Raw genomic sequence first — 24359 nt, 5'->3', positions numbered from 1 at the left:
CTATCACCATCGCTCGGCGTGGTGGATGATGCTTTAGCGGTTCTGGCGGTTTTCGATCAGATCATCAACAACAGCCGGATCGGTCAGTGTTGATGTATCACCAAGCTGATCAAATTCATTCGCCGCAATTTTCCGCAAAATCCGCCGCATAATCTTGCCTGAGCGCGTTTTGGGTAATTGCGGTGCCCATTGCAAAAGATCAGGCGTTGCGATCGGCCCAATTTCCTTGCGTGTCCATTGGCGTAATTCGGCAAGAAGTGCGTCGTTGGCGTCAACGCCGGCAACCAAAGTGACATAGGCATAGATGCCCTGTCCTTTAATATCGTGCGGATAGCCAACAACGGCGGCTTCGGCGACATGTGGGTGTGCAACCAATGCCGACTCGATCTCAGCGGTGCCCATGCGATGCCCCGATACGTTCAGAACATCATCAACGCGTCCGGTGATCCAGTAATAGCCATCTTCGTCGCGGCGGGCGCCATCACCTGTAAAATAGCGACCAGGGAAAGTGGTGAAATAGGTCTCAATGAAACGCTGATGATCCCCATAAACTGTCCGCATCTGGCCAGGCCATGAATGATCGATACATAAATTGCCTTCGATAGCACCGTCTAGCGGGTTGTTTTCACCATCAACCAGCACCGGTTTGACGCCAAAGAAAGGCCGTGTTGCCGACCCCGGTTTAGTTGCTGTGGCACCTGGCAGAGGGGTAATCATGATGCCGCCAGTTTCTGTCTGCCACCATGTATCGACAATCGGGCATCGTTTATCACCAACCACTTCATGATACCATAGCCATGCTTCGGGATTGATTGGCTCACCCACAGTACCTAGTAGCCGCAAAGACGAGCGATCACATTTTTTAACGGGTGCATCCCCATCACGCATCAAGGCGCGGATAGCCGTTGGCGCGGTATAGAAAATATTGACCTTGTGCTTTTCGACGACCTGCCAGAAGCGCGAACTGTCAGGATAGGTAGGAATGCCCTCAAACATCAGTGATATGGCACCATTTGCCAGCGGCCCATACACGATATAGCTATGTCCGGTAACCCAGCCAACATCGGCAGTACACCAATAGATTTCATCATCATGATAATCGAATACATAATGATGTGTCATAGAGGCATAAACCATATAACCGCCAGTGGTATGCAAGACCCCCTTGGGTTTGCCTGTTGAACCTGAGGTATAGAGAATAAACATCGGATCTTCGGCATTCATTTCTTCGGGCGGGCAATCAGCATCTGCTACTTGCATTGCTTCGTGATACCAGACATCACGGCCTTCAACCCAGTCGATGGCACCGCCAGTTCGTTTGACCACAATACAGGTGGTGCAGTCGGGACATTTTGTCAGAGCCGCATCAGTATTGCCTTTTAGCGGGATAGGTTTGCCACCACGAACACCTTCATCGGCAGTGATAACCATATTTGAATCGCAATCTTGAATACGGCCAGCCAGCGCGTCAGGTGAAAACCCGCCAAACACAACCGAATGCACCGCACCAATGCGCACACAAGCCAGCATCGCAACGGTGGCTTCGGGAATCATCGGCATATAGATGGTTATGCGATCACCTTTCTTTGCACCATTGGCTTTGAGCACATTGGCAAATTTACATACCTCTTCATGCAGTTCGCGATAAGAGATATGTTTATGGTCATTCGGGTCGTCACCTTCCCATATAATTGCGGTTTGATCGCCGCGGCTATGTAGATGCCGATCAAGGCAGTTGACCGAGGCGTTCAGCGTGCCATCAGCATACCAGTTTATGTGCAGATCATTGGCATCATAGGATACATCGCTGACCTGGCTATAGGGCTTCATCCAGTCGATGCGTTTACCATGTGCATCCCAGAACGCATCTGGATCGGCAATCGAGGCGTCATAAAGTGCTTTATACTGTGCGTCGTTTGCATGTGCCTGTGCCGCTAATTCCTGACTTGGTGCGAAAACTGAATCTGCTTCCATTAAACTCTCCATTGTCGGCTACTGCCTGTTTTTTTCAGCCTATTTACTGAAAGGCGCAATGGCAAGACTGTGATGCATAGATTTGTGCCAATTCTATGAGCTTATAGACCAGGATGCGGTTCACCGCTGGTCAGTGCATCAATCAGTATTTCAGCATCCTCGCGATTCGCTACAGCCAGAACCTTTTGGCAAATGGCCATTGCAAAGCCTGCGCGTGCCAGCGATCCAAGATGTCGGTTGCGTAAAACCTGTGGGTCGGTTGAAGAGGATGCTGTTGCAAAAACCCCCAGTCGCCGTCGCCGCGCAAAGCGGAAAGCCGCCAGCAATTCACCATCTTCGACATGTTCATCAGCTTCATCAATGGCGGCGCTTATGTCGTCATTATCGATTGCATGCTGGCGTAAACGTTGCCGGATGACGCGCGCTGAACGTCCCTGATTACGCTGGCTTCGTGCTTGGGTACGGGCATAAACATCATCCTGCACATAACCAAATTCGGCACATTGGATGATGGTTTCTGCAATCGCGGCTTCCACGTCGGCCGCATCAGCGTCGGCAAGTTTACGCGTTGCGAAACGTGCCAGCACCTGACCAAGCCGGTGTTGCGATGTTGCATAGCGGCCAAGATAATGCACAGCTTTATTCATAAGCCGTTTTTTAATCCTGCTTTGATCCATGCTGGTTATATCGCTATCTGCTGGTTGTTATTAAAAATCGATATTAGCCTATGCCGAAACGCATTTCGATGCCAAATCGGATATGAAGTGGCATACCTCGCTTTCTAGCCATTGCGCTTTTGTACCGCGGGGCTTATTTTGACGCCATGAACCAAACAGCCAAAAACAAGCATAAGCCAGATCATACGGCCCCCACATCATCGGACACATTCAAGGTATCGGACAAGATGGCAGATAGCTATATCATGCGGCCGGTAAAAATCGGCAAGCTCAACACCATCGGTTTGTACACCTTATATATGCGTGAAGTTCGCCGCTTTATTAAGATTTTGATGCAAACGCTGATTGCGCCAGTGATGACGTCGGTTTTGTTTCTGATGGTGTTTGTGGTGGCGGTAGGTGACCGTGTAAATCTGGCTGATGGGGTTGATTTTGTGACCTTTCTAACGCCAGGTCTGGTGATGATGAATCTGTTGCAGAATGCTTTTGCAAACACATCATCATCACTTGTTGTTGGTAAGGTACAAGGCACGATTGTTGACGTGCTGATGCCGCCGCTTGGGGCTGGTGAAGTGCTGGCGGCAATGGCATTGGCAGGGGTTACACGCGGTATGATGGTGGGCGTGGTCACGGCGGTCGCTTTGCTTATATTGGGAGGTGGCAGCCTGCCAAACGCGCCTTTCACAGCGTTATTATTTATGTTTCTGGGGGCTTTGGTGATGGCCTTTGCTGGCATATTGGCAGGGATTTGGGCCAATAAGTTTGATGAAATGGCGGCCATCACCAATTTTGTTATTCAGCCGCTGGCCTTTCTGTCAGGCACATTTTATTCGATCAACCGTTTGCCAGCCCCCTTTGATACAATCGCGGCGCTGAATCCGGTATTTTATGCGATTGACGGGTTTCGCTTTGGTATGATTGGGGTGGCTGACCGACCACTTATCACAGGTGTTTTATGTCTTGTTAGCCTTAATCTAGTGCTTGGTATCATATGTTATCGCGCGTTGAAATCAGGCTATCGTTTGAAAAGCTAGTCGCACATAGTACTGATAATGCTATAAAGGCACCGATGGATACCCAGCCCAAACGCCGAACCAGATAAGGATAAAGATCACATGGCCGAAACAAGACATCAGAATGACGGCATTCTGCCTGTACAGGCGCTTCGCGCGGCGGCGGATGCAGGCGTTATTTTGCCCGGTGACAATGATTTTTCTGATGGCCAGCTACAACCTGCCAGCCTTGATCTGCGTCTTGGCGGCGAGGCCTGGCGTGTCCAAGCGTCTTTTCTGCCAGGTGCCGAAAGCACAGTCGCGCAAAAACTAGAAAAATTTGCCATGCACAAGATTGACCTGAGTGCGGGGGCGGTGCTGGAACGTGGGTGTGTCTATATTGTCAAATTACAGGAATCATTGGCGTTGCGAGATGATCTATCGGCGATGGCGAATCCAAAAAGCTCGACAGGACGTCTGGATATATTTACCCGCCTGATTACAGATAATGCGCTGGAATTCGAAGCGGTAAAAGCAGGCTATCATGGTCCACTTTATGCCGAAATTTCGCCACGGACTTTTTCGGTTCTGGTACGAGCCGGATCGCGGCTTTCGCAATTACGTCTGCGACGCGGCCAGCCGCATATATCAGATGATATGATGCAGGATTTGCAAAGCAAGGTCGGGCTTGTACATGGCACCAATGCGCCAGATATTCGTGACGGCATTGCTTTATCAGTCAATCTGGCACCAGATATTCACAGCGGCATGATTGGCTGGCGCGCGCGTAAACATGCAGGTCTGATCGATATTGATGCCCCAGCCAGCGTTACGGTTAACGAATTCTGGGAACAATTAACACCAGCGGATCTTACAGCTGGCGGGTTGGTGCTGAATCCGGATGAATTCTATATTCTGGCAAGCCGTGAATTTGTAACAGTGCCCAAAGACCATGCTGCCGAAATGCGCGCTTATGATACGCGTGTAGGGGAATTTCGCGCACATTATGCTGGTTTTTTTGATCCGGGCTTTGGGGTGGCCGAAATTGGTGCAACGCCAACGCGGGCCGTTCTGGAAGTGCGTTCGCATGATGTGCCGTTTCTGATCGAAGAAGGACAGACTGTCTGCCGCCTTGTCTATGAACCAATGAGCGCAATTCCGGAAACGCTTTATGGCAGTGGTGGCAGTGGATCAAACTATCAATCACAGGGTTTGCGCCTAGCAAAACATTTCATTCAGGACTGAGGGTGGATACAAACGCTTAGTTTCTTGACATTGCGAGGCAAAAAATCCAGATTGATTGCATGATTTAGGGTGCTGGCCGCCACAGGAATGTTTGTTTATCCACCTTCGATAGTGTTTCGGGGGTGGTTTGCTTTTTGGGGTATGTTTCCAAGCCTTTATGGCGCGCCTGCCAAAGATGGTCGAAAGCGCATTCTGGATAGATAATTTTTGACGAATATGATGAACGAACGATGACAAATTACGCCGATAATAGTGCCGTTATGAAAACCTATGGACGCACCGAAATTGCGTTTGTGCGCGGTGATGGCTGCTGGCTGGAAAGCGATGACGGAATCCGCTATCTCGATTGTGCTAGTGGTATCGCGGTCAATACGCTTGGCCATGCGCATCCCGGGCTGGTGGCGGCCTTGCAGGCGCAAGCGGCCACATTATGGCATACATCGAATCTGTACCGGATTCCAGGTCAGGAACGTGTGGCGAAAAAGCTTGCATCGCTATCAGGGCTGGATCAGGTGTTCTTTTGTAATTCGGGTGCCGAGGCGACCGAAGCATCGGTGAAGATCGCCCGCCGCGCCGCGCATGAAGCGGGCATGCCTGAACGGATGACCATTCTATGTGCATCAGGTGCGTTTCATGGCCGGACATTGGGCATGCTGGCAGCAACTGACCGGCCTGCTTTTAGAACTGGCTTTGGGCCGATGCCAGCCGGATTTGAACATGTCAGCTTTGGTAATATGAACAGCCTGCGCGCGGCGATGGGGCCACATGTGGCGGCAATCATGATCGAGGCTGTGCAAGGCGAAGGTGGTGCCAAGCAAGTACCTAGCGACTATATGGCCGAAGCCCGGGCGGCGGCCAATGAATTTGGTGCGCTGATTATTGCCGATGAAGTGCAGGCGGGTATTGGCCGGACAGGCCATATGTTTTCGTTTCAGGAATCAGGTATCAAGCCAGATATTATCGCGCTTGCCAAAGGGCTTGCCGGTGGCTTTCCGGTTGGTGCGGTGATCGCCAGCGAAAAAGTGGGTAATGCCATGACACCGGGAACGCATGGATCGACCTTTGGCGGTAATCCGCTGGCGATGGCGGCGGCAGACGTGGTGTTGGACGAACTGTCAAAGCCTGGTTTTCTGGCTGATGTCCAACGGCGGGCGGCATTACTTGATAAAGGGTTGCGTGAATTGCAGAATGCCTATCCGCAGATGATTGAGGAATTGCGCGGGCGTGGGTTTCTGCGGGGCATAAAATGCGCTGACGATTGTAATGTGGCGACAATTATGGCGGGTTTGCGTGCACAGCATGTTCTGGCGGTGCCAGCGGCGGAAAACACCTTGCGGCTTTTGCCGCCGCTGATTATCAGCGAAGATGAGATCGATATTGTGCTAGGCGCGCTTGCGCATGTTTTTGAAACAAATAAGACAGTTGATGCCAAAGGGCAGACTAGCTAGCGGCATTAGGGCGGCTGGTTGAACAGGATTTACGTGATGCGACATTTTCTGGATATACGTGATTTTAATGCTGATACGCTATCGGTCATTCTTGACCAGGCGGCAAGCCTGAAGGCGGATCGTAAAGCTGGTTCAGCTGTTGCCAAGCCGCTTGCGGGTAAATCGGTAGCGATGATTTTTGAAAAGCCGTCAACACGTACACGTGTGTCTTTTGAAGTTGGCATTACCGAACTGGGGGGAACACCATTGATTCTATCGGCAAATGATTTGCAGGTAGGTCGCGGTGAAAGTGTTTCGGACACAGCCAAAGTATTATCTCGTTATGTTGATGCGATCATGATCCGCTGTTTCAAGCATGATATGCTGCTGACTTTGGCTGAATATGCAACTGTACCGGTTATCAATGCGCTGACTGAATGGTCGCATCCATGCCAGATTATGGCTGATTTGCAAACGATGATCGAACGTCACGGACCGCTAGCTGGACAAAGTGTGGCATGGCTTGGTGATGGTAATAATGTTGCCACAAGCTGGATCGAGGCGGCGGCTGTTTTTGGTTTTAAATTGAACATTGCCTGCCCCGATGGTTATGCGCCGTCAAGCGAGTTGCTGGCATGGGCACGTGCACAGGGTGCCGATATCACGCTGACCGATGATGCGATGGACGCAGCCAGAGATGTACAAACTGTTGTCACCGATGTCTGGATTTCAATGGGTGATGACGAAGGTACCCGTGCCGAAGATTTTGCGCCATATCAGGTCAATACCGACATTATGGCGGTGGCTGCGGGAGATGCGATTTTCATGCATTGTTTGCCAGCTATCCGCGGTATGGAAGTGACAGCTGATGTCATTGACGGGCCGCAGTCAGTTGTGTTTGACGAAGCCGAAAATCGTTTGCATGCGCAAAAGGCGATATTGGCTTGGTGCGTAGGTGGTAATTAATTTTTAAGCGCCCGAATGTTCAGCTACCTGAATTTATAGCCGGAAGAGACAGATTAATGGATATTGTTATAAATGATAATCTTCGGCCAGATGCCCAGATTTTGCCTTTCTATCTTGCAGATGAACATACCGGAACACCTCTTGTGCGTGGACGCATCGCGTCGGTAGGTCATGTCGCTGACACAATTCTGGCGCGCCATAACTATCCTCAGGATGTTGCTTTGCTTCAAGCCGAAGCGCTGGCGATGACCGCTTGCTTGTCAAGCACGCTGAAATTTGACGGCATTTTTACCTTGCAGGCCAAAGGGGATGGTCGTGCGCGCACCCTATTTGCCGATATTACTGAAACAGGTGCCATGCGCGGCTATACAGCTTTTGCCGAAGATACGGCAGCAGTTGTTTCAGTTCATGGTGTCTCAAATTTGCCGCAGATTATGGGTACAGGCTATATGGCATTTACCGTCGATGAAGGTGCCACCGGTGGCCGCTATCAGGGTATTGTCGAGCTAGATGGTCCTGAATTACGCGATGCGGCAATGGCATGGTTTGCCAATTCCGAACAGTTGGAAACGACAGTGACATCAGCGTCTGGGCTGGGCGATGATGGCTGGCAAGCGACAGCTATGATGCTTCAACGTATCGCCACGGAAGGCGGTAAAAATCCAAGCAAAGCTGATATAGAGATGCATGACGATGTTTGGCATACAGCAAAAACATTAATGGCATCAGTCAAGCAGACTGAATTGCTGAGTCCGGAAATCACGCCAGATCAGCTTGTGTTTCGTCTGTTTAATACATTATCGCCACATGTTGCCCCCGCCCGGCCAGTGATGGATGAGTGCCGATGTAATATGGAAAAGGTTGAGGCTATTTTAAAACAACTCAAGCCCGAAGACGCTGATGACCTGCTTGATGATGATGGCACAATCCTCGTGACCTGTGAATTTTGCAAAACCGAGCGCCGTTTTGATACCGATGTGCTGGCGGGCTAATACGGGGTATAATCTGGGTGCGGGTTGGTCATAAAGTGACGTTTAGTCTTTAACTTAACCTTTAATTGGCGCAGTCTTTTTCATTATTAATATCCGGAGTGATGATGATGCACAAAATGTCCCTGCTTTTCAGCCTTGTGACGCTGATTTTTCTGAGCGCATGTGGGGCAAGCACGACAACAGTGATCGCGCCATTGAAATTCGAAGCTGACAATTATCAGCCTTTGCGGATGAATGCGCGGCGCATGGAAATTATCGAAAACTGGCAGATGCCGGTCGAAGCGCCTTATATTGGCTATCTTGCCAATCCAGCACCATCGAATGTGGTGATTGACTGGGCTTCACGAATATTGTTGCCTGCTGGGGCAAGCGGTGAGTTGGTGCTGGATATTTCGCGCGCATCATTAACGCGCACCAAATTGGCGCGCTCGGCAGGGCTGAACAGCCTGATTACCGATGAACAGGATAGCAAAATCGAAGCGCAGCTCGAAGCGCGCCTGATTTGGCTACAGCCAGTTGGCGGCTTTCAAGGCATGATTGAACTATCGGCGCGCCATTCGGTGACTATTCCCGAATCATCCAGCGCCAATGACCTGAATATTGCGATACAAGAAACCTTGCTTGCCACGGTGAATTTGCTGGATAAACAAGCGCGTGAAGAAATCGCCAAAATTCCGAATATCACTGTTCCCTAGTGAGTTTCTGCATAGTTTTTGATGGGCGCGTTGCTTTGGCCGGATGATGCTTATATAATTCGCGATCATCTGTAGGCTATGGCCGGATGATGCTTATATAATTCGCGATCATCTGTCGGCTATGGCCGGATGATGCTTTACCGTCGCCAGAATCCAGGGTTAAGCATGACAAGGACGGTAAATAATTCCAGCCGACCAAGCAACATGCCAAATGACATGACCCATTTTGCCGGATCAGGAAGCAGGGCAAAGTTACCTTCTGCACCAATCAGATTACCCAATCCGGGGCCGACATTACTGATCGACGTGGCGGCACCAGATAAAGCGGTAATGAAGTCCAGCCCCATCATGCCCAGCAAAATCGCCAGAATGACAAAGCACAAAATATACACATAGAAAAAGGCCATCACCGAATCCATGACCTCACTAGAGACAGGTTTGCGGTTATAATAGGCAAGCACAACGCCATGAGGACGCAACAAGCGGCTGATCTGGACACGCGCGGTTGTTGCTAGCACCTGAAGTCTGAACACTTTGATGCCGCAGGTTGTCGATCCACCACAGCCCCCGATAAACATGGCGATCAGCAACATCGTCGAGGCAAAACCGCCCCATGCCGAAAAATTAGCACTGCCAAAACCAGTGCCAGTCAGAATCGAAATCGTATTAAAGCTGGATTCACGGATCGCGTGGGATATTTTGTAACCGCCTGCTGACAGATGCCATGCCAAAAGCGCCACAAGACCAATCAGAAGAATAAAGAACCATTTAACCTGAGGGTCATTGACCAGATTACGCCATCCGCCACGTACCAATGCCAGATAATGCGCAAATGGCAGACTGCCAACGATCATGCCAGCGATGATAATCCATTCGATAGCCACCGAGTCAAACGCACCAATTGAGGCCGTGCGTGTAGAATAACCGCCAGTTGCCAAAGTCGTCATGGCATGGGTAAGCGCGTCAAATGTTCCCATGCCAGCCGCCGTCAGCATGATTGCCCATATCGCTGTCAGTCCAGTATAGACCAACCCGATGCCACCTGCCAATTGGGCGGCACGTGGCACAACCTTGTCAGCGCGTTCATAGGATTCGGTGCGGAATAGCTGCATACCGCCAACTGACAGCATAGGCAAAACCGCCATCGCCATCACAATAATACCTACCCCGCCAAGCCATTGCAAAAGCGCACGCCACATCAGAATGCCTGGTGACGCCATCTCGATTTGTTGCAAAACGGTTGAGCCGGTTGTGGTGATCCCCGATACCGATTCAAACAGCGCATCAGTTGGGCTTAGCTGTAATTCGCAGAACATAAAGGGAAGTGCCCCAAAAACACCAATCAGCATCCATGACCCGTTGGTCAGCAAAAACGCCTGACGCAGTCCCAGATCAAGTGGTTCACGTTGTGACGTTGCCAACCATGTGGTGACACCAAAGAAAGCGGTGAATAAGGATGAAATGGCAAAAACCTGCCAGTCACCAGAACCAAAATACAGATCGACGCACATCGGGATCAGCATGGTTGCTGCCAGAATGGTCGTCAAAAGGCCCAGAATGTTCAGAACAGGTGAAAACTGCATGATGGTTGCGGGTTAGATCCCAGCCCCTCGTCGCTAACATAGGCGCGTCATGACGCCTGTTAATCATGATTCTATAAATCAAAGCTGCTTCTTGATGCGCCTATATATGCCGAAAATAGCGCCTGAACGCAATATTTTTCCCTGTGGACTTATCGCGAGGGTGCGCGCTGATAGATTTTGCTGATACATGTTTGCAGGCCATCTGGTTGATATGATGAAAAATATATTTGGGACATTCTGGATTTTTTAATTTTCTCCTTTGTATCCGACATTGATTTAGACCTCACGAATAATCAGAGCTTACAAAGTCAGGTTGTAAGGGCGCATCCTATCAATCATGGCTGGCATTATGATCTTCATAAATATCCATTGCATATCCAGCCTATGCACCCTACGCACAGGGAAAGCAGGGCTTGAAAAAAGCTTACAGACAAGGTATATGTCGCGCGTTCTTGGGATTTTTCACGTGCAATCATGCGCGCCGACCAAGAGCTTCAAACATGAATTTCACAATGCAGTGCTGATGTTTTGTCAGCACGCTTGTTAACCAACGATTTGTTTTACATAAAAAACCGTAACGGTTTTGTTCAGTTTATATAAGGAGATATCCATGCAGGTGAATAATTTTGCAGGCAAGACGATTGGTATAATGGTTGCTAGCGGTTTTGATGAGGATAAATTTATCGCCATCCAGCGTGCAATGCTTGCAAAAACTGCCAAACTAAAGATTATTTCACGTGATGCGGGCCTGACCAATTCTTGGAATGGAACTGGCTGGGGCATGTCCTATCCAGTGGACAGCACGCTCTCGACAACACTGGCGATTGACTATGATGCCCTGATCATCCCAACAGGTGACCGTCATGTGGAAAAGCTAATGAATGAGGTGCATGCCAAACGTGTTCTGCGCGCCTTTTTACGTGAAGATATGCCTGTCATGATGCTGGGCGAAGCTATCCGGCTTCTTGGTCTAGTTGAAGACCAAGCCGCACGGGCTGTTGATTTTGACATAGCAAATACCGAGATTGCCGTGGATAAAAATCTGGTTCAGATTCCGCTTGGCGCAACATTTGAATCAGGCTTAGAAAAGTTAAATGACGTTATGGTAGCATCTGCGGGCGAAAGTCAGGCAGCCTAACTACCAAGCTGTCTATGAAAATACGACGTTAGACGTTGCATAAATCGGCCTTGATCAATAGCTATGAATCAGGCCATGTATAAAGGCGATCAATAAAGGTAGGGATGATGCGTTCAAAACAACCAGATGTCCCCGCCTCTATGCCGTCTCCGTGTATTTCTATTTGCCAAATGGATCCGCTGGCGGATGTCTGTCTTGGCTGTTACCGTACAAGGCAAGAAATCGCCAGCTGGAGCCGTATGGGTGCAGAGGCGCAACGTGACTTGCTTGACACTCTGAATGAGCGTCGTGCAGCAAAAACCGGTATCCGCCGACGCCCTACACGGCGTCGAACGATTGCTGGTGAAAGATAAACCGAGACAGAATATGTCATCAAAATTTCATGATATGCTCGCTGAACGTTCGTATCTAATTGCAGATGGTGCGACAGGTACAAATCTGTTTGGACGTGGCCTTGAAACAGGCTATCCGCCTGAATTATGGAATGTTGAACGTCCCGATGACATTCTCTGGTTGCATGACAGCTTTCTGCAAGCCGGTTCGAATCTTATCCTGACCAATTCCTTTGGCGGCACGTCCTTCCGTCTGAAGTTACACGAAGCGCAGGATCGGGTTGAAGAACTCAATCATGCGGCGGCGGTCAATGCTGTGTCGGCAGTTACAAGCCATCGAGACAAAACCGGTTCCGATGCGATTATTGCCGGATCAATTGGGCCTACGGGCGAATTATTCGAACCGCTTGGTGCCTTGACTCCGGATGCGGCATTTGAGGCCTTTAAAAAACAGGCAATGGCGCTGGCAAATGGCGGTGTTGATATGTTGTGGGTGGAAACCATGTCATCAACCGAAGAGGTTGATGCCGCGGTGAACGCTGCGAAAACAACCGGCCTGCCTGTTGCGGTGACCATGACTTTTGATACGGCCAGCCGTAGCATGATGGGGATCACACCCCAGCAATTTGCCGAACAGGCACTTGCGCTAGGCGTTGATGTGCTGGGTGCCAATTGCGGTATTGGGCCAGCCGAATTGATGCATTCGATGACTGGCATGGCCACGACCGCTTTAGCTGCCAATATGCCGATGGTTGCCAAGGGTAATTGCGGAATTCCAGCCTATGTCGAAGGCGCGATCCATTATCATGGCACCCCCGAATTGATGGCAAGCTATGCGCTTTTTGCCCGTGATGCGGGAATCAGCATCATTGGCGGCTGTTGTGGTACAACGCCAGCGCATGTTGCCGCCATGAGCGCGGCTTTGGCAACACGTCCGGCTGGCGCGCTTGATGTAGATCATATGCAGGCGGTGCTTGGTACCCCATGGGCGGATGTGCAGATTAAAGCTGACACCGATAGCGGTGATGACTATAACGCCAGAACGAGTGAGGGTGGCCGCCGGGGGCGCCGAGGTCGTCGCCGAAGCTAGATATTTTCCATATTTTGCCTGATATAACCGTGATTATTGCGTATCAAAGCTAAATTGCGTGAAAGCTGGTTGCGTCAGGCAGTCATAATTTGCATACTCGCCCCGATTTTAGCCGGGGATGACCGGTCGTTTTTGGAGCTTCACTTATGCATATTTACCGCACCCATACCTGCGCTGCCCTAACCGAGGCTGCAGTCGGCGAAAAAGTCCGTATCTCTGGCTGGATCAATCGAAAGCGCGATCATGGTCAACTTGTCTTTATCGATCTGCGCGATCATTATGGTCTGACGCAATGTGTTGCTGATTCATCAGATGCCAGCTTTGCCATTGTCGAGGCAACGCGTCTTGAGTCGGTTGTGACCATCACAGGCGAAGTTGTGCGGCGTAGCGAAGACACCATCAATACGTCTTTGCCAACAGGTCATATCGAAGTGCGCATTGAAAATTTCGAGGTGCAGTCAGCGGCCGATACATTGCCGCTTCAGGTCAATTCGGATGAAGATTCAGGCGAGGAAACACGGCTCCGTTATCGTTATCTTGATCTGCGCCGAGGCCGTCCGCATGCCAATATCATGCTCCGCGCCCAGATTATCCAATCAATCCGCGCGCGTATGGTTGACCAAGGTTTTACTGAATTTCAGACGCCGATCCTGACCGCATCTTCGCCCGAAGGGGCGCGTGATTTTCTGGTGCCAGCGCGTTTGCATCCAGGTAAATTCTATGCGCTGCCACAAGCCCCGCAGCAGTTTAAGCAGTTGATAATGGTGTCTGGTTTTGACCGCTATTTCCAGATTGCGCCCTGTTTTCGCGATGAAGATAGCCGCGCTGATCGAAGCCCAGGCGAATTCTACCAGCTTGATCTGGAGATGAGCTTTGTCGAACAGCAGGATGTTTTTGATGCAGTTGAGCCAGTCATTCGCGGTGTTTTTGAAGAATTTTCAGACAAAGATTGCGGCAAAGAATGGGTGCATATCCCATTTGCCGAGTCGATGTTGAAATATGGCAATGACAAACCTGATCTGCGTATCCCGTTCGAGATCAGTGATGTGACCGATATTTTCCGTGACTCAGGCTTTTCGATTTTTGCCAAGAATATTGAAAAAGGTGCCGTTGTGCGCGCTGTGCCAGGACCAAAATGTGGTAGCCGCGCTATTGCTGACCGGATGAATAGCTGGGCGCAAGGTGAAGGCGCGCCAGGTATGGGCTATATCATCTATGGCGAAGGTGAAGCGCGCGGGCCAGTGGCCAAAGCGCTGGGTGCCGAGAAGGCCGAAGACATTCGTTTGCAAGTTGGTGCCGAGGATGGCGATGCTGTGTTTTTTGCTTGTGCAGAGCCTGATGCGGCGGCAAGTCTGGCTGGACGTGCCAGGGTGAAAATTGGTCAGGATCAAAATCTGATTGACGAAAGAGTGTTCCGTTTTGCCTGGATCGTCGATTTCCCGATGTTTGAAAAAGACGAAGTGACAGGCAAGATCGACTTTTCGCATAACCCGTTTTCAATGCCGCAAGGTGGTATGCAGGCATTGCAGGACATGGATCCGCTGGATATTAAGGCCTGGCAATATGACCTTGTCTGTAACGGTGTTGAATTATCTTCAGGAGCGATCCGGAACCATCTGCCCGAAGTGATGTATAAGGCCTTTGAAATTGCTGGTTATGACAATAAAGTTGTTGATGACAAGTTTCCGGCGATGATCAATGCGTTCCGCTTTGGCGCGCCGCCGCATGGGGGTATTGCCCCGGGCATTGACCGCATGGTTATGTTGATCGCTGACGAGCCGAATATCCGTGAGGTTATTCTGTTCCCGATGAATGGCAAGGCTGAAGATCTGATGATGGCCGCGCCATCGGACGTTGATGATTCTGCGTTAAACGAGCTACATGTCCGCCGCGCACCAGTACCAAAAAAATCAGGCTAGCTGATTGAAGCCGCGGTTGGCCGTCTGCCAGTTCCATGCAATAGCCATAGAACGCTGGCAAGCAAGACAACCGCGCCCGCCTGATGCAAGCCGCCAAGCCATACAGGTACGCCATTTAGCAAGGTGAAAATGCCAATGATGAATTGTGCGCTGATGGCGGCAAGCACCATATAAGCCTGACGTTGCAATGCAGGCGTGATGCGTGCACGCAAGGCAAGCGCGAGTACAGCAATGAAAGTCAAAGCCGCAAGCCAGCGATGGTGGAACTGTGCCGATGCCGGATTTTCAAACGTATCACGCCAGCCTTCGTCACCATATTCGACAGGCACCAGCCCGTCGCCCATAAGTGGATATTCATTATAAAGAAGCCCAGCATCCATTCCAGCGACCAAAGCTCCTGCCAGAATGGTGACCGCAACCAAGATCAGACTGCCAAGTCCATGACCTGTCGGGCGAAGTGACTGACCATCACGCAGATCAAGGGCAACCCAAATCAGCAAGCTGAAAATGAACAGCGCCATCCCAAGATGCGTTGCCAACCGATATTGTGATACAGTGGCATCTTGCGACAGGCCGGATTTGACCATCCACCAGCCAATCACACCTTGCGATCCACCAAGCACCAACAACATAATCAGGCGACGGCCATAGCCAGCAGGAATTATCTGTTTTGCCGCAAACCATATCAGCGGCACAGCAAAGGCAACACCAAGCAAGCGCCCCCATAAACGGTGAAAATATTCCCAAAAGAAAATCAGCTTGAAGCCAGCCATATCAAGCCCAAAATTGATTTTGTCATATTCGGGGGATTGTTTGTATAGCGCGTAAACGCGATTCCATTCGGCATCGCTTAGCGGCGGCAAAGTTCCCATTAGCGGGCGCCATTCAACCATTGAAAGGCCGCTACCAGTCAGGCGCGTAATGCCACCAATGACCACCATAACCGCAACAAGCCCCGCCATGATCAATAGCCAGATTGCAACTATGTTATGCGACTTTTGGGTGGCGTGCGCCGACCAGAATGAAGATACATTTGTGGTCACTGCTTTTATACTCCAGACATGGCAACCAACCTGTGGCTACGTAATAATTCCCCCGATCACGACTTATAGCATCGTGGGCGGGCAGATTAAATGGTCGCATTGCCGCAGGGCTCTATATTGAAGGCACATCCATATTTTGCCTGACATCATAAAATCAGAAATAAATACCAAAAATTATCTAAAGAAGAAATTATTTTTCTTTAGGTGCCGTATTTTATTTAAATAGCACAAAATTTTATCAATTATAACCTCTGAAACTATTTATTGAGTTGTCTTGGCTGAGGAGCCTGAGAGATGTCGTCACATTTTCCAATTTTTGTCGATGTGCAAACCACACCGCCATTGGTGATTGGCGATCGTGATCTATTGGCTTCTAAAATACGTCTATTGTTAAAAATAGCTCCAGTTGTTGACGTCGTTACAGCAACATCAATGACAGCATCGACATGTCCAATTGTGGCTGATGCTGGTCATGTGCATGTGCTTGATGGGGTGACGCCGCATGATGATGCGGTGTTATCGATGCTGGCTGGTCGGCCTTTGGTGATTATCGAAACAGGTGATCCGTTGCGCAATAAAAGGCTTGCCGTACATGCCCGATCGCTTGGGGTGCCTGTTAATGTGCCGGATACGATTCCATTATGTAGTTTCTTTCTGGGTTCGATTGTTGATCGTTCACCAGTCATTGTGGCAATTTCGACTGCGGGTCTGGCGCCGGTTCTGGCTCAGCATATTCGGGCACGGATCGAAGACATGCTGGCACCAGCAACAGGCAAATTGGCGCATTATCTGTTCCGGCTTCGTGACCGGATAAAGCATTTTCCGAATGCAATGCGCCGTGGGTTGCAACATCAGATTCTAAATGGCCAGATTGCCCATTATATTCTTGCTGGCAAGACCGCAGTGGCTGATAGCGCTATCATGCGTTTGCTTGGCGATGCAGTATTATCGCAAGATCAGACAGGCACCGATGGGGCGCAGATACATGTTGTTGATGCGGGTGCCGGTGCCAAGGGGCTGTTATCGCTTGATGCGGCTGACGCCATTCGTCATGCCGATAGCATTTTTTACGATCATCTGGTTTCCGATGAGGTGCTTGATCTGGCACGGCGTGAGGCCACACTGACATTCTGCCAGCTTGGCCAGCATGAAGGTGACATGTCGATTGTATCTTTTATCAGCAAGCTGAAAGCGGCGTCTGAAACATCAGATCGTGTCATCTGTCTGGTAGGGGGTGACCCGCGCCAAATCAGAAGTGCTGATTTTATTGCCAAAGCCCTTAGTGACCATGGCATTGCGTGCCAGCATATCACCTCAGCCGCACTACCGCTTATGCCTATTCAAACCACGCTACGACCAGCCATTGAGGCTAGCGAAATAATGAAACGGGGCGTGATAAATCATCACTATAACAAACTACGTGAAGGAGCCTGATATGCCCAAAACAGACGATATTATTCTGACCGCAAACCGGCTTGAAGATGGTGTTGTTTTGTGGATGACGGGCAAGCTTGATTGGACAGCGAACCGAAGCAGAGCTGCGATATTTGATGCCGATAACGCGCAAAGTGCACATGCGCGTGCCGAACAGGATGCCGCCGCAAACCGGATTGTTTCGGTCTATGCTGTCGCGGTGAATGGTAAGGCGGATCAGTCAGCCCGTGAAATGATCCGCGCGGCCAAAGGACCGTCGATTATACCCCCTGCCGATAAGCCAGCTTGTGCGTCCATATCGTTAGATAGGTATTTTCACCCCGTCATGAGAAGAACGTCAGATGTATCGCTACGATCAGCTTGACCATGCTTTTGTCAAAGCGCGGGCGGCACAATTCCGCAATCAGGTCGAACGTCGTCTGTCAGGCGCGTTAAGCGAGGACGAATTTAAGCCTCTGCGCTTGCAAAATGGTCTGTATCTGCAACTTCATGCCTATATGTTGCGGATCGCGATTCCTTATGGTGTCCTGAATGCAGATCAGCTTCGTGGCTTGGCAGGTATTGCCCGCGATTTTGATCGTGGCTTTGGTCATTTTACCACCCGCCAGAATATCCAGTTTAACTGGATCAAGCTTGTGGAAACGCCTGATATTCTGGATCGGCTTGCCAGCTTTGATATGCATGCAATCCAGACATCGGGTAATTGCATTCGTAATGTCACTTCGGATCCGTTAGCTGGGGCGGCGGCCGACGAGCTGGAAGATCCGCGTGGCTGGTGTGAAATCATCCGGCAATGGTCAACCCTGCATCCTGAATTTGCCTTTCTACCGCGCAAATTCAAGATTGCTGTTTCGGCCGGGATAGATGACCGCGCGGCCACCGGCTTTCATGACATAGGCTTGCGGATGGTCAAAAATAAAGATGGCCAGATTGGCTTTCGCGTGCTGGTTGGTGGCGGCCAGGGACGCACGCCGCGTGTCGCCCAGCAGATCGCCACCTTTCTGCCAAAGCGGCATTTGCTATCCTATCTTGAAGCGATTTTGCGCGTCTATAATCAGGCCGGACGGCGTGATAATATCTATAAGGCACGTATCAAAATTCTGGTTGAGGCGATGGGGATTGATGCCTTTCGTGATGCCGTTGAGGCCGAATGGAATAAAATCCGTGAGAGCGCGGTTGAACTGCCCGATAGTGAACGTGATCGGATAGTTGGTTATTTTGCACCCATAGACCTGCCGATAATAACCGATAGCGATTATGTGCATGATATTACCACCCGCCGCCAAAATGACTGTGCGTTTGATCTTTGGATGGCACGTAATATCCATGCCCATTGGCATCCCGATTATTGCTCGGTCACTATCAGCCTGAAAGCCATTGACCGCCCGCCAGGCGATGCCTCGGCGCATGAGATGGAGGCGATTGCCGATATTGCCGAGGCCTTTGGGCAGGGTGAAATCCGCGTCACCTATGAACAGAATCTGATTATCCCGCATATGGCTAAACAGCATCTTCCGGCAGTGTTTAACAGATTGGCTAAACTTGGCCTTGCCGGCGGAGAGGCAGGGTTGATTGGCGATATGATCGCCTGTCCGGGGTTGGATTACTGTAATCTAGCCAATGCCCGCTCATTGCCATTGGCCGACAAAATTTTTCGCCGCTTTGACGATGCTGATCGGCGCGCTGACATTGGGGCACTTCGGCTTAATATTTCCGGATGCATCAATGCATGCGGGCATCATCATGCGGCCGATATTGGCATATTGGGTGTCAATAAAAAGGGTGTTGAACATTATCAGATCACGCTTGGCGGTCAGGCGGGCGAAGCGGCTGCTGTTGGTACCATCATGGGGCCATCTTTTGAAGAGGCTGATGTGCCTGCCGCGATCGAGCGCATCGTCGATACCTATATGGATTTACGACAAGATAATGAAACATTTGCCGATAGTCTGACGCGTCTTGGTACAGCGCCATTCAAGGAGTCGCTTTATGCGTGACGATGATACCCAGAGACAGCTATTTGATCTTGCCGATGGCATGGTGACAGACATGCAAGATAGGCGTATCGCGGATTATGTCTTTGCCACCAGCGATAGCCCGCCTGCTGATGATGAAATTGCAGGATTGAACACCAGTCGCGTGATCGAGATCAGTTTTGACAAATTTTCCGATGGGCGTGGTTTTACCTATGCCCGGCGCATTCGCGATTCTGGCTTTTCGGGTATGCTTATTGCCAGCGGCCATGTGATTGCCGATCAGGCGGAATATTTACGCCGATGCGGTTTCAGCCATGCCGAAATTCCAATGGCCAAAATAGCTGACTGGCAAAGTGCCTTATCGGCTATGCCAGCTTATTTTCAGCATATGGCAAAATCACCTCGTAGCCGTATGGTCACGTCTGCCATGCAGAATAAGTATGACAATAATTGATTTTTTGATCATTTTTTTTGCGCATTGCTTGACAAGCTGTCGCAGGTAGCCCACATAGCATTAATTAAGGGCTAGCACTCACGATGGGTGAGTGCTAGTGACACTTTATTTGCATAACGGAGGAGAGAAAGGCATGAAATTCAGGCCCCTTCACGACCGCGTCGTAGTACAGCGGATGGAATCGGAAGAAAAGACTGCAGGCGGGATCATTATTCCGGATACAGCCAAAGAAAAGCCAATGGAAGGCAAAGTAATTGCCGCCGGAGCTGGCGCAAGAGATGAGACTGGTAAAGTCCAGCCGCTCGACGTTAAAGCTGGTGATTCTGTGCTGTTTGGCAAATGGTCAGGTACCGAAGTCAAAATTGACGGTCAGGATTACCTGATCATGAAAGAATCCGACATCATGGGCGTTATCGAATAGATCGCCCCTTAGTTCTAAAGAGAAGGAATACAGAAAATGGCTGCTAAAGAAGTCAAATTCGGATCAGAAGCTAGAACCAAGATGCTTGAAGGTGTCGATATCCTAGCTAACGCCGTTAAAGTCACATTGGGTCCAAAAGGCCGTAACGTGGTTTTGGAAAAGTCATTTGGCGCACCACGGATCACCAAAGATGGTGTGACGGTTGCCAAAGACATCGAATTGAAAGACAGATTTCAGAACATGGGCGCACAGATGGTGCGTGAAGTGGCGTCAAAAGCAAATGACGTTGCTGGTGACGGCACAACGACCGCAACCGTTCTGGCGCAAAGCATTGCCCAAGAAGGCGCAAAGGCTGTTGCATCTGGCATGAATCCAATGGATCTAAAACGTGGTATCGACATGGCTGTCGAAGCTGTCGTTGCAAAGATTGTTGCGGGTTCAAAGACCATTTCAACATCTGACGAAGTGGCCCAGGTTGGCACCATTTCGGCTAATGGCGAAGAAGAAATCGGCAAGATGATTGCCGAAGCCATGGAGCGTGTTGGCAATGAAGGTGTGATCACCGTTGAAGAAGCCAAAAGCCTCGACACCGAATTGGATGTTGTTGAAGGTATGCAGTTCGATCGTGGTTATCTGTCACCATACTTTGTGACTGACGCTGAGAAAATGCGCGCTGTTCTTGAAGAGCCGTATATTCTGCTTCACGAAAAGAAACTGTCTAATCTGCAAGATATGCTTCCTATTCTGGAAAAAGTTGTGCAGTCAGGTCGTCCATTGCTGATCATCGCCGAAGATATTGAAGGTGAAGCATTGGCAACTTTGGTTGTGAACCGTCTTCGTGGTGGCCTAAAGGTTGCTGCGGTTAAGGCGCCTGGTTTCGGCGATCGCCGCAAAGCCATGATGGAAGACCTTGCCATTCTCACAAATGGTACCGTTGTATCTGAGGAAGTTGGCATCGCACTTGATAGCTTGACTCTTGAGATGCTGGGTTCTGCCAAGCGTGTTGAAATCACCAAAGACGAAACAACAATCGTTGACGGTTCTGGTGACAAGACCGAGATCGAAGCACGTTGTAACCAGATCCGCGCGCAAGCTGAAGAAAGCACGTCAGACTATGATCGTGAAAAACTGCAAGAGCGTCTGGCCAAACTGGCTGGCGGTGTTGCTGTGATCAAAGTTGGTGGTGCAACCGAAGTTGAAGTGAAAGAGCGTAAAGATCGTGTTGACGATGCTATGCATGCAACGCGTGCTGCGGTTCAAGAAGGCATTGTCCCTGGTGGTGGTGTTGCGCTTGTTCGTGCATCTGTCGTTCTTGACAGCTTGAAGCCAGCTAACCGTGATCAGGAAGTTGGTATCAACATCGTTCGTCGTGCGTTACAGGCACCTGCCCGTAACATCGCGGAAAACGCTGGTGCTGAAGGGTCTGTCATTGTTGGCAAGCTCATGGAAAGCAACGATGCAAACATGGGTTACGATGCCAAGAACAACGAATATACCGACATGATTAAAGCCGGTGTTATCGATCCAACTAAAGTAGTACGTTCTGCTTTGCAAAATGCAGCATCTGTTGCTGGCTTATTGGTCACAACCGAAGCTATGGTTGCAGAAAAGCCAGAGCCAAAAGAAGCAATGCCAGCAGCCCCTGATATGGGCGGCATGGGCGGTATGGGTGGCATGGGCTTCTAAAGTCCGCCATCTATATGTGAAAGACTATCAGACCGGAGGGTGGCAACGCCCTCCGGTTTTTGTTTGGGATAATTAGGAGAAAACAACCCTAGGCCGCAAATTGATAGGGCTTGTTGGTGTCAGCAACTTTTCTGATTTTGATCTGATTTTGCGATGCCTGCGGTGTGACCCGCGCACTCAATTCAGCTATACCATATGATAGGCTGACATCGAGTTGATCGCGCGCAATCTGGCGCAATGTCATATCTTGGGTTGGTTCAATAGGGCATTCATCGCGCTCCCACCGTCCAACTGACTGCGTATCGCGATGAAGTAATTTAGCCAGTTCAGCTTGTGTCATACCCATTTCTGTTCGCAGAAAACGAATTTCAGCACCACTTAAGGCACCACTTTGGTTTATCAGCCCTTCGGCAATCGCTTTATGAAGCATGCCGACAGCGGGTATCTGGATGATTTTCTCACCGCCGTCATCGATTATATCAAAGTCGGCATCGGCAACGATGACATTATCCAACCCGCATTCAGTGTAATGATAATCTTGCTTTTTCATTGTTTACTCCAATATCCCCGATGGATTTCGTATGGGTTACTCATCTTTCCAAAATATCGTGATAAATTTTATCATCTTTGTGTCAAAATCTGGAACGATCACAACGACTAAACTCCGGCTGTGTGAATTAGGAGTTTTGCCTTCGACCTTATATTTCCAGAAGCCATCTTGTGAAGATGCTTCCGCATCATCATAAACATATCCAGTTTTCAGCAGATTTCTGACATCGGCAATAATCAAACCACGTTCGTTGAGTCGATCCTTAAAATGAACTCGCTGTATCCAAGTTGTCAGATCATTTGCTGCTAACCCCCAAATCAACTTTGTCGCACGAGCTGGAGTAAGTGCCGTTGGTTTCGTCATTGATAGCTTCTGCGTATGATTTCATGGGCTAAACACCAGCATTATAATCATGTAAAAGTATCATGGTGATATATATCATCATGATATATACAGGCAATTTACATCGTCTGTCAAGTATCTGTGAAATTGTGACTGGAACATTTGTTAATTCACATATTAAGCGCGTGATATGCCCAATAGTGACGATTAGCTCTCCAAAAATTCCCTGGAGCGGGCGATGGCTTCGGCAAGCCCGACACGCTGCACCTCGACATCGGGCGGAAAGGCTGTGGTCAGGCGGGTGGGCAGGCGGCTGTCCAGCATCACAAAAACACCGCGGTCAGTATCACGGCGAATCAATCGGCCAAAGGCCTGACGCAACTTTAACCGTGCCAGCCGCTCGGTCCAGGCATCACGGCCTTGCCATTTAGCGCGTGCCTGAAACAATAGATCACTTCGTGGCCACGGCATGCGGTCAAACACGATCATGCGTAACGCCGCCCCTGGCACGTCAATGCCATCGCGCACCGCATCGGTACCTAACAGGCATGATTCGGCCTCTTCTCGGAACATTTGCAACAAGGTTTGCAAATTCATTTTGTCAATATGCTGGGCATAGAGCGGCAAACCTGCCGCCTCGAGACGTGCCAGCAGATCGGGATGCACGGCTTTTAGCCGCCGCACCGCCGTAAACAGCCCCAAGGCACCGCCGCCTGATGCCTGCATCAAGCCTGCCATTGCCGCCGCCGTTGCCGAGGGACGATCACGCACCACGTCATTGACCACGAAAATACGTGTCTGGTTGGCATAGTCAAAGGGTGAGCTGAAAGCTGCGCGCAATGTCGGATGTGCCAGATGTGCCGCGCCAGTCAAAGCCAAGGCCGAAGCCCAACCATCAGCAACGACAGCACTATCGCTGGCCGTGTCTTTTGATGCGGCTTCTTTTTCGGCTTGGTTGCGTTTGGGCTGGGCATAATCCTGCAGGGTTGCCGACGTGATCGCCACCCCATGCGCTCCGTCCAGCACATCGGCGGCAAAGGGAATGGTTGGATCAAGCCAATGGCGGGCATAGCCGACATCACGATCCTGACCTTCGATCCGGTCAATCTGTAACCAGTCAACAAAGCCATCACGCTGTCCATCACGCACATCGCCCAGCATCAGTTGCCACGCATTGACGGGCCCAGCCGCGCGTAGTTCCAGCCCGCGAATGGCACCCTCAATTCGCGCCCGTGTGGCGCTGTCCAGCTCATCGACCTTGTCATCAAGTAGCGCTTTGAGGCGTTTTGCCAGATTATTAAGCGGCACCACCAGATGTTGCAATCGATCTGCAAACGCGGACGCTGATGTCAGCAAATCATCCGATGCTGGATGCAGTTCGCTTTGTAAATCATATTGGCTTTCGGGATCAGCCGCGCGCGCA

Annotated in this window: 23 protein-coding genes; 16 read left to right on the top strand and 7 right to left on the bottom strand. The window is 50.2% G+C overall.

All coding sequences use genetic code 11. The features are described 5' to 3' along the window. Positions 1–33: 33 nt before the first annotated feature. Positions 34–1974: an acetate--CoA ligase gene (gene acs, locus ABNT28_RS03605; protein ID WP_332923454.1), complete on the bottom strand. Its 1941-nt coding sequence runs from the start codon at positions 1972–1974 to the stop codon at positions 34–36. 101 nt (positions 1975–2075) lie between these two features. Further along, the gene (locus tag ABNT28_RS03600) at positions 2076–2621 is read right to left on the bottom strand and encodes a RecX family transcriptional regulator (RefSeq protein WP_332923453.1); all 546 of its coding nucleotides are present in this window, start codon (positions 2619–2621) and stop codon (positions 2076–2078) included. Positions 2622–2878: 257 nt separating this feature from the next. On the opposite strand from ABNT28_RS03600, the gene ABNT28_RS03595 reads away from it, so the two are divergent. From ABNT28_RS03595 to ABNT28_RS03570, 6 genes are all read left to right on the top strand, one after another. Further along, positions 2879–3685: an ABC transporter permease gene (locus ABNT28_RS03595; RefSeq protein WP_348721021.1), complete on the top strand. Its 807-nt coding sequence runs from the start codon at positions 2879–2881 to the stop codon at positions 3683–3685. An 81-nt stretch (positions 3686–3766) separates the two neighbouring features. Then, positions 3767–4888: a 2'-deoxycytidine 5'-triphosphate deaminase gene (locus tag ABNT28_RS03590; RefSeq protein ID WP_332923451.1), complete on the top strand. Its 1122-nt coding sequence runs from the start codon at positions 3767–3769 to the stop codon at positions 4886–4888. Between the two features lie 230 nt (positions 4889–5118). Continuing rightward, the gene (locus ABNT28_RS03585; RefSeq protein ID WP_332923450.1) at positions 5119–6336 is read left to right on the top strand and encodes an acetylornithine transaminase; all 1218 of its coding nucleotides are present in this window, start codon (positions 5119–5121) and stop codon (positions 6334–6336) included. Between the two features lie 36 nt (positions 6337–6372). Further along, positions 6373–7281 carry an ornithine carbamoyltransferase gene (gene argF / locus ABNT28_RS03580; protein ID WP_332923449.1) on the top strand — a complete coding sequence of 303 codons (909 nt, stop codon included), beginning with the start codon at positions 6373–6375 and terminating at the stop codon, positions 7279–7281. A 56-nt stretch (positions 7282–7337) separates the two neighbouring features. Then, complete coding sequence (locus ABNT28_RS03575; RefSeq protein ID WP_348721020.1) at positions 7338–8273, top strand: Hsp33 family molecular chaperone HslO; 936 nt, start codon at positions 7338–7340, stop codon at positions 8271–8273. Positions 8274–8380: 107 nt separating this feature from the next. Next, the gene (locus ABNT28_RS03570) at positions 8381–8968 is read left to right on the top strand and encodes a hypothetical protein (protein ID WP_332923447.1); all 588 of its coding nucleotides are present in this window, start codon (positions 8381–8383) and stop codon (positions 8966–8968) included. 137 nt (positions 8969–9105) lie between these two features. Here ABNT28_RS03570 and ABNT28_RS03565 read toward each other — a convergent pair whose 3' ends face one another. Next, on the bottom strand, positions 9106–10551 hold the full coding sequence (locus ABNT28_RS03565) for a TrkH family potassium uptake protein (RefSeq protein ID WP_332923446.1): 1446 nt from the start codon (positions 10549–10551) through the stop codon (positions 9106–9108). Positions 10552–11161: 610 nt separating this feature from the next. Between ABNT28_RS03565 and ABNT28_RS03560 the strand changes: the two genes are divergently transcribed. From ABNT28_RS03560 to aspS, 4 genes are all read left to right on the top strand, one after another. Further along, positions 11162–11689, top strand: coding sequence for a DJ-1/PfpI family protein (locus tag ABNT28_RS03560; protein WP_332923445.1), 528 nt, complete (start codon positions 11162–11164; stop codon positions 11687–11689). 107 nt (positions 11690–11796) lie between these two features. Then, a complete protein-coding gene (locus tag ABNT28_RS03555; RefSeq protein ID WP_332923444.1) occupies positions 11797–12042 on the top strand; it encodes a DUF1289 domain-containing protein in 246 nt (81 codons plus the stop codon). 13 nt (positions 12043–12055) lie between these two features. Further along, positions 12056–13111, top strand: coding sequence for a betaine--homocysteine S-methyltransferase (gene bmt, locus ABNT28_RS03550; protein WP_332923443.1), 1056 nt, complete (start codon positions 12056–12058; stop codon positions 13109–13111). A gap of 146 nt (positions 13112–13257) precedes the next feature. Continuing rightward, positions 13258–15030: an aspartate--tRNA ligase gene (gene aspS, locus ABNT28_RS03545; RefSeq protein ID WP_332923442.1), complete on the top strand. Its 1773-nt coding sequence runs from the start codon at positions 13258–13260 to the stop codon at positions 15028–15030. Here aspS and ABNT28_RS03540 read toward each other — a convergent pair. After that, positions 15027–16073 (bottom strand): COX15/CtaA family protein, encoded by a 1047-nt coding sequence (locus ABNT28_RS03540; protein ID WP_332923441.1) that lies wholly within the window; start codon positions 16071–16073, stop codon positions 15027–15029. The two genes, aspS and ABNT28_RS03540, sit on opposite strands and share 4 nt — an antisense overlap. Positions 16074–16367: 294 nt before the next feature. On the opposite strand from ABNT28_RS03540, the gene ABNT28_RS03535 reads away from it, so the two are divergent. The 6 genes from ABNT28_RS03535 to groL all read left to right on the top strand — a co-directional run bounded on the left by ABNT28_RS03535 (position 16368) and on the right by groL (position 22044). Continuing rightward, positions 16368–17507: an NAD(P)-dependent oxidoreductase gene (locus ABNT28_RS03535; RefSeq protein ID WP_348721019.1), complete on the top strand. Its 1140-nt coding sequence runs from the start codon at positions 16368–16370 to the stop codon at positions 17505–17507. 1 nt (position 17508) lies between these two features. After that, on the top strand, positions 17509–17871 hold the full coding sequence (locus tag ABNT28_RS03530) for a DUF2849 domain-containing protein (protein WP_348721018.1): 363 nt from the start codon (positions 17509–17511) through the stop codon (positions 17869–17871). Beyond that, complete coding sequence (locus tag ABNT28_RS03525) at positions 17849–19504, top strand: nitrite/sulfite reductase (protein WP_348721017.1); 1656 nt, start codon at positions 17849–17851, stop codon at positions 19502–19504. Before ABNT28_RS03530 ends, ABNT28_RS03525 begins: the two co-directional genes overlap by 23 nt. After that, positions 19497–19937 carry a DUF934 domain-containing protein gene (locus ABNT28_RS03520; protein ID WP_332923437.1) on the top strand — a complete coding sequence of 147 codons (441 nt, stop codon included), beginning with the start codon at positions 19497–19499 and terminating at the stop codon, positions 19935–19937. Before ABNT28_RS03525 ends, ABNT28_RS03520 begins: the two co-directional genes overlap by 8 nt. Positions 19938–20070: 133 nt before the next feature. After that, entirely contained in the window at positions 20071–20358 is a 288-nt protein-coding gene (gene groES / locus ABNT28_RS03515; protein ID WP_332923436.1) for a co-chaperone GroES, read from the top strand. Positions 20359–20394: 36 nt separating this feature from the next. Beyond that, positions 20395–22044 (top strand): chaperonin GroEL, encoded by a 1650-nt coding sequence (groL, locus tag ABNT28_RS03510; RefSeq protein ID WP_348721016.1) that lies wholly within the window; start codon positions 20395–20397, stop codon positions 22042–22044. Between the two features lie 88 nt (positions 22045–22132). On the opposite strand, the gene ABNT28_RS03505 is transcribed toward groL, so the two are convergent. From ABNT28_RS03505 to ABNT28_RS03495, 3 genes are all read right to left on the bottom strand, one after another. Further along, positions 22133–22594 (bottom strand): helix-turn-helix domain-containing protein, encoded by a 462-nt coding sequence (locus tag ABNT28_RS03505; RefSeq protein WP_332924561.1) that lies wholly within the window; start codon positions 22592–22594, stop codon positions 22133–22135. 36 nt (positions 22595–22630) lie between these two features. Next, positions 22631–22957, bottom strand: a complete 327-nt coding sequence (locus tag ABNT28_RS03500; protein ID WP_332924560.1) for a DUF4258 domain-containing protein — start codon at positions 22955–22957, stop codon at positions 22631–22633. Positions 22958–23143: 186 nt separating this feature from the next. Continuing rightward, the coding region (locus ABNT28_RS03495) for a helicase C-terminal domain-containing protein (protein WP_348721015.1) at positions 23144–24359 on the bottom strand (1216 nt) is incomplete at its 5' end.

This window comes from uncultured Candidatus Puniceispirillum sp. (genome assembly GCF_963979125.1).
Taxonomy (GTDB): domain Bacteria; phylum Pseudomonadota; class Alphaproteobacteria; order Puniceispirillales; family Puniceispirillaceae; genus Puniceispirillum.
The sequence above is the reverse complement of the archived record's forward strand: the minus strand, read 5'-3'. Positions and strand labels throughout refer to the sequence as shown.

Excerpts from the sequence above, each read along its gene's own strand:
- acs (WP_332923454.1), bottom strand. The coding sequence starts at position 1,974 with ATGGAAGCAGATTCAGTTTTCGCACCAAGTCAGGAATTAGCGGCACAG.
- ABNT28_RS03600 (WP_332923453.1), bottom strand. The coding sequence starts at position 2,621 with ATGAATAAAGCTGTGCATTATCTTGGCCGCTATGCAACATCGCAACAC.
- ABNT28_RS03595 (WP_348721021.1), top strand. The coding sequence starts at position 2,879 with ATGGCAGATAGCTATATCATGCGGCCGGTAAAAATCGGCAAGCTCAAC.
- ABNT28_RS03590 (WP_332923451.1), top strand. The coding sequence starts at position 3,767 with ATGGCCGAAACAAGACATCAGAATGACGGCATTCTGCCTGTACAGGCG.
- ABNT28_RS03585 (WP_332923450.1), top strand. The coding sequence starts at position 5,119 with ATGACAAATTACGCCGATAATAGTGCCGTTATGAAAACCTATGGACGC.
- argF (WP_332923449.1), top strand. The coding sequence starts at position 6,373 with ATGCGACATTTTCTGGATATACGTGATTTTAATGCTGATACGCTATCG.
- ABNT28_RS03575 (WP_348721020.1), top strand. The coding sequence starts at position 7,338 with ATGGATATTGTTATAAATGATAATCTTCGGCCAGATGCCCAGATTTTG.
- ABNT28_RS03570 (WP_332923447.1), top strand. The coding sequence starts at position 8,381 with ATGCACAAAATGTCCCTGCTTTTCAGCCTTGTGACGCTGATTTTTCTG.
- ABNT28_RS03565 (WP_332923446.1), bottom strand. The coding sequence starts at position 10,551 with ATGCAGTTTTCACCTGTTCTGAACATTCTGGGCCTTTTGACGACCATT.
- ABNT28_RS03560 (WP_332923445.1), top strand. The coding sequence starts at position 11,162 with ATGCAGGTGAATAATTTTGCAGGCAAGACGATTGGTATAATGGTTGCT.
- ABNT28_RS03555 (WP_332923444.1), top strand. The coding sequence starts at position 11,797 with ATGCGTTCAAAACAACCAGATGTCCCCGCCTCTATGCCGTCTCCGTGT.
- bmt (WP_332923443.1), top strand. The coding sequence starts at position 12,056 with ATGTCATCAAAATTTCATGATATGCTCGCTGAACGTTCGTATCTAATT.
- aspS (WP_332923442.1), top strand. The coding sequence starts at position 13,258 with ATGCATATTTACCGCACCCATACCTGCGCTGCCCTAACCGAGGCTGCA.
- ABNT28_RS03535 (WP_348721019.1), top strand. The coding sequence starts at position 16,368 with ATGTCGTCACATTTTCCAATTTTTGTCGATGTGCAAACCACACCGCCA.
- ABNT28_RS03530 (WP_348721018.1), top strand. The coding sequence starts at position 17,509 with ATGCCCAAAACAGACGATATTATTCTGACCGCAAACCGGCTTGAAGAT.
- ABNT28_RS03525 (WP_348721017.1), top strand. The coding sequence starts at position 17,849 with ATGTATCGCTACGATCAGCTTGACCATGCTTTTGTCAAAGCGCGGGCG.
- ABNT28_RS03520 (WP_332923437.1), top strand. The coding sequence starts at position 19,497 with ATGCGTGACGATGATACCCAGAGACAGCTATTTGATCTTGCCGATGGC.
- groES (WP_332923436.1), top strand. The coding sequence starts at position 20,071 with ATGAAATTCAGGCCCCTTCACGACCGCGTCGTAGTACAGCGGATGGAA.
- groL (WP_348721016.1), top strand. The coding sequence starts at position 20,395 with ATGGCTGCTAAAGAAGTCAAATTCGGATCAGAAGCTAGAACCAAGATG.
- ABNT28_RS03505 (WP_332924561.1), bottom strand. The coding sequence starts at position 22,594 with ATGAAAAAGCAAGATTATCATTACACTGAATGCGGGTTGGATAATGTC.
- ABNT28_RS03500 (WP_332924560.1), bottom strand. The coding sequence starts at position 22,957 with ATGACGAAACCAACGGCACTTACTCCAGCTCGTGCGACAAAGTTGATT.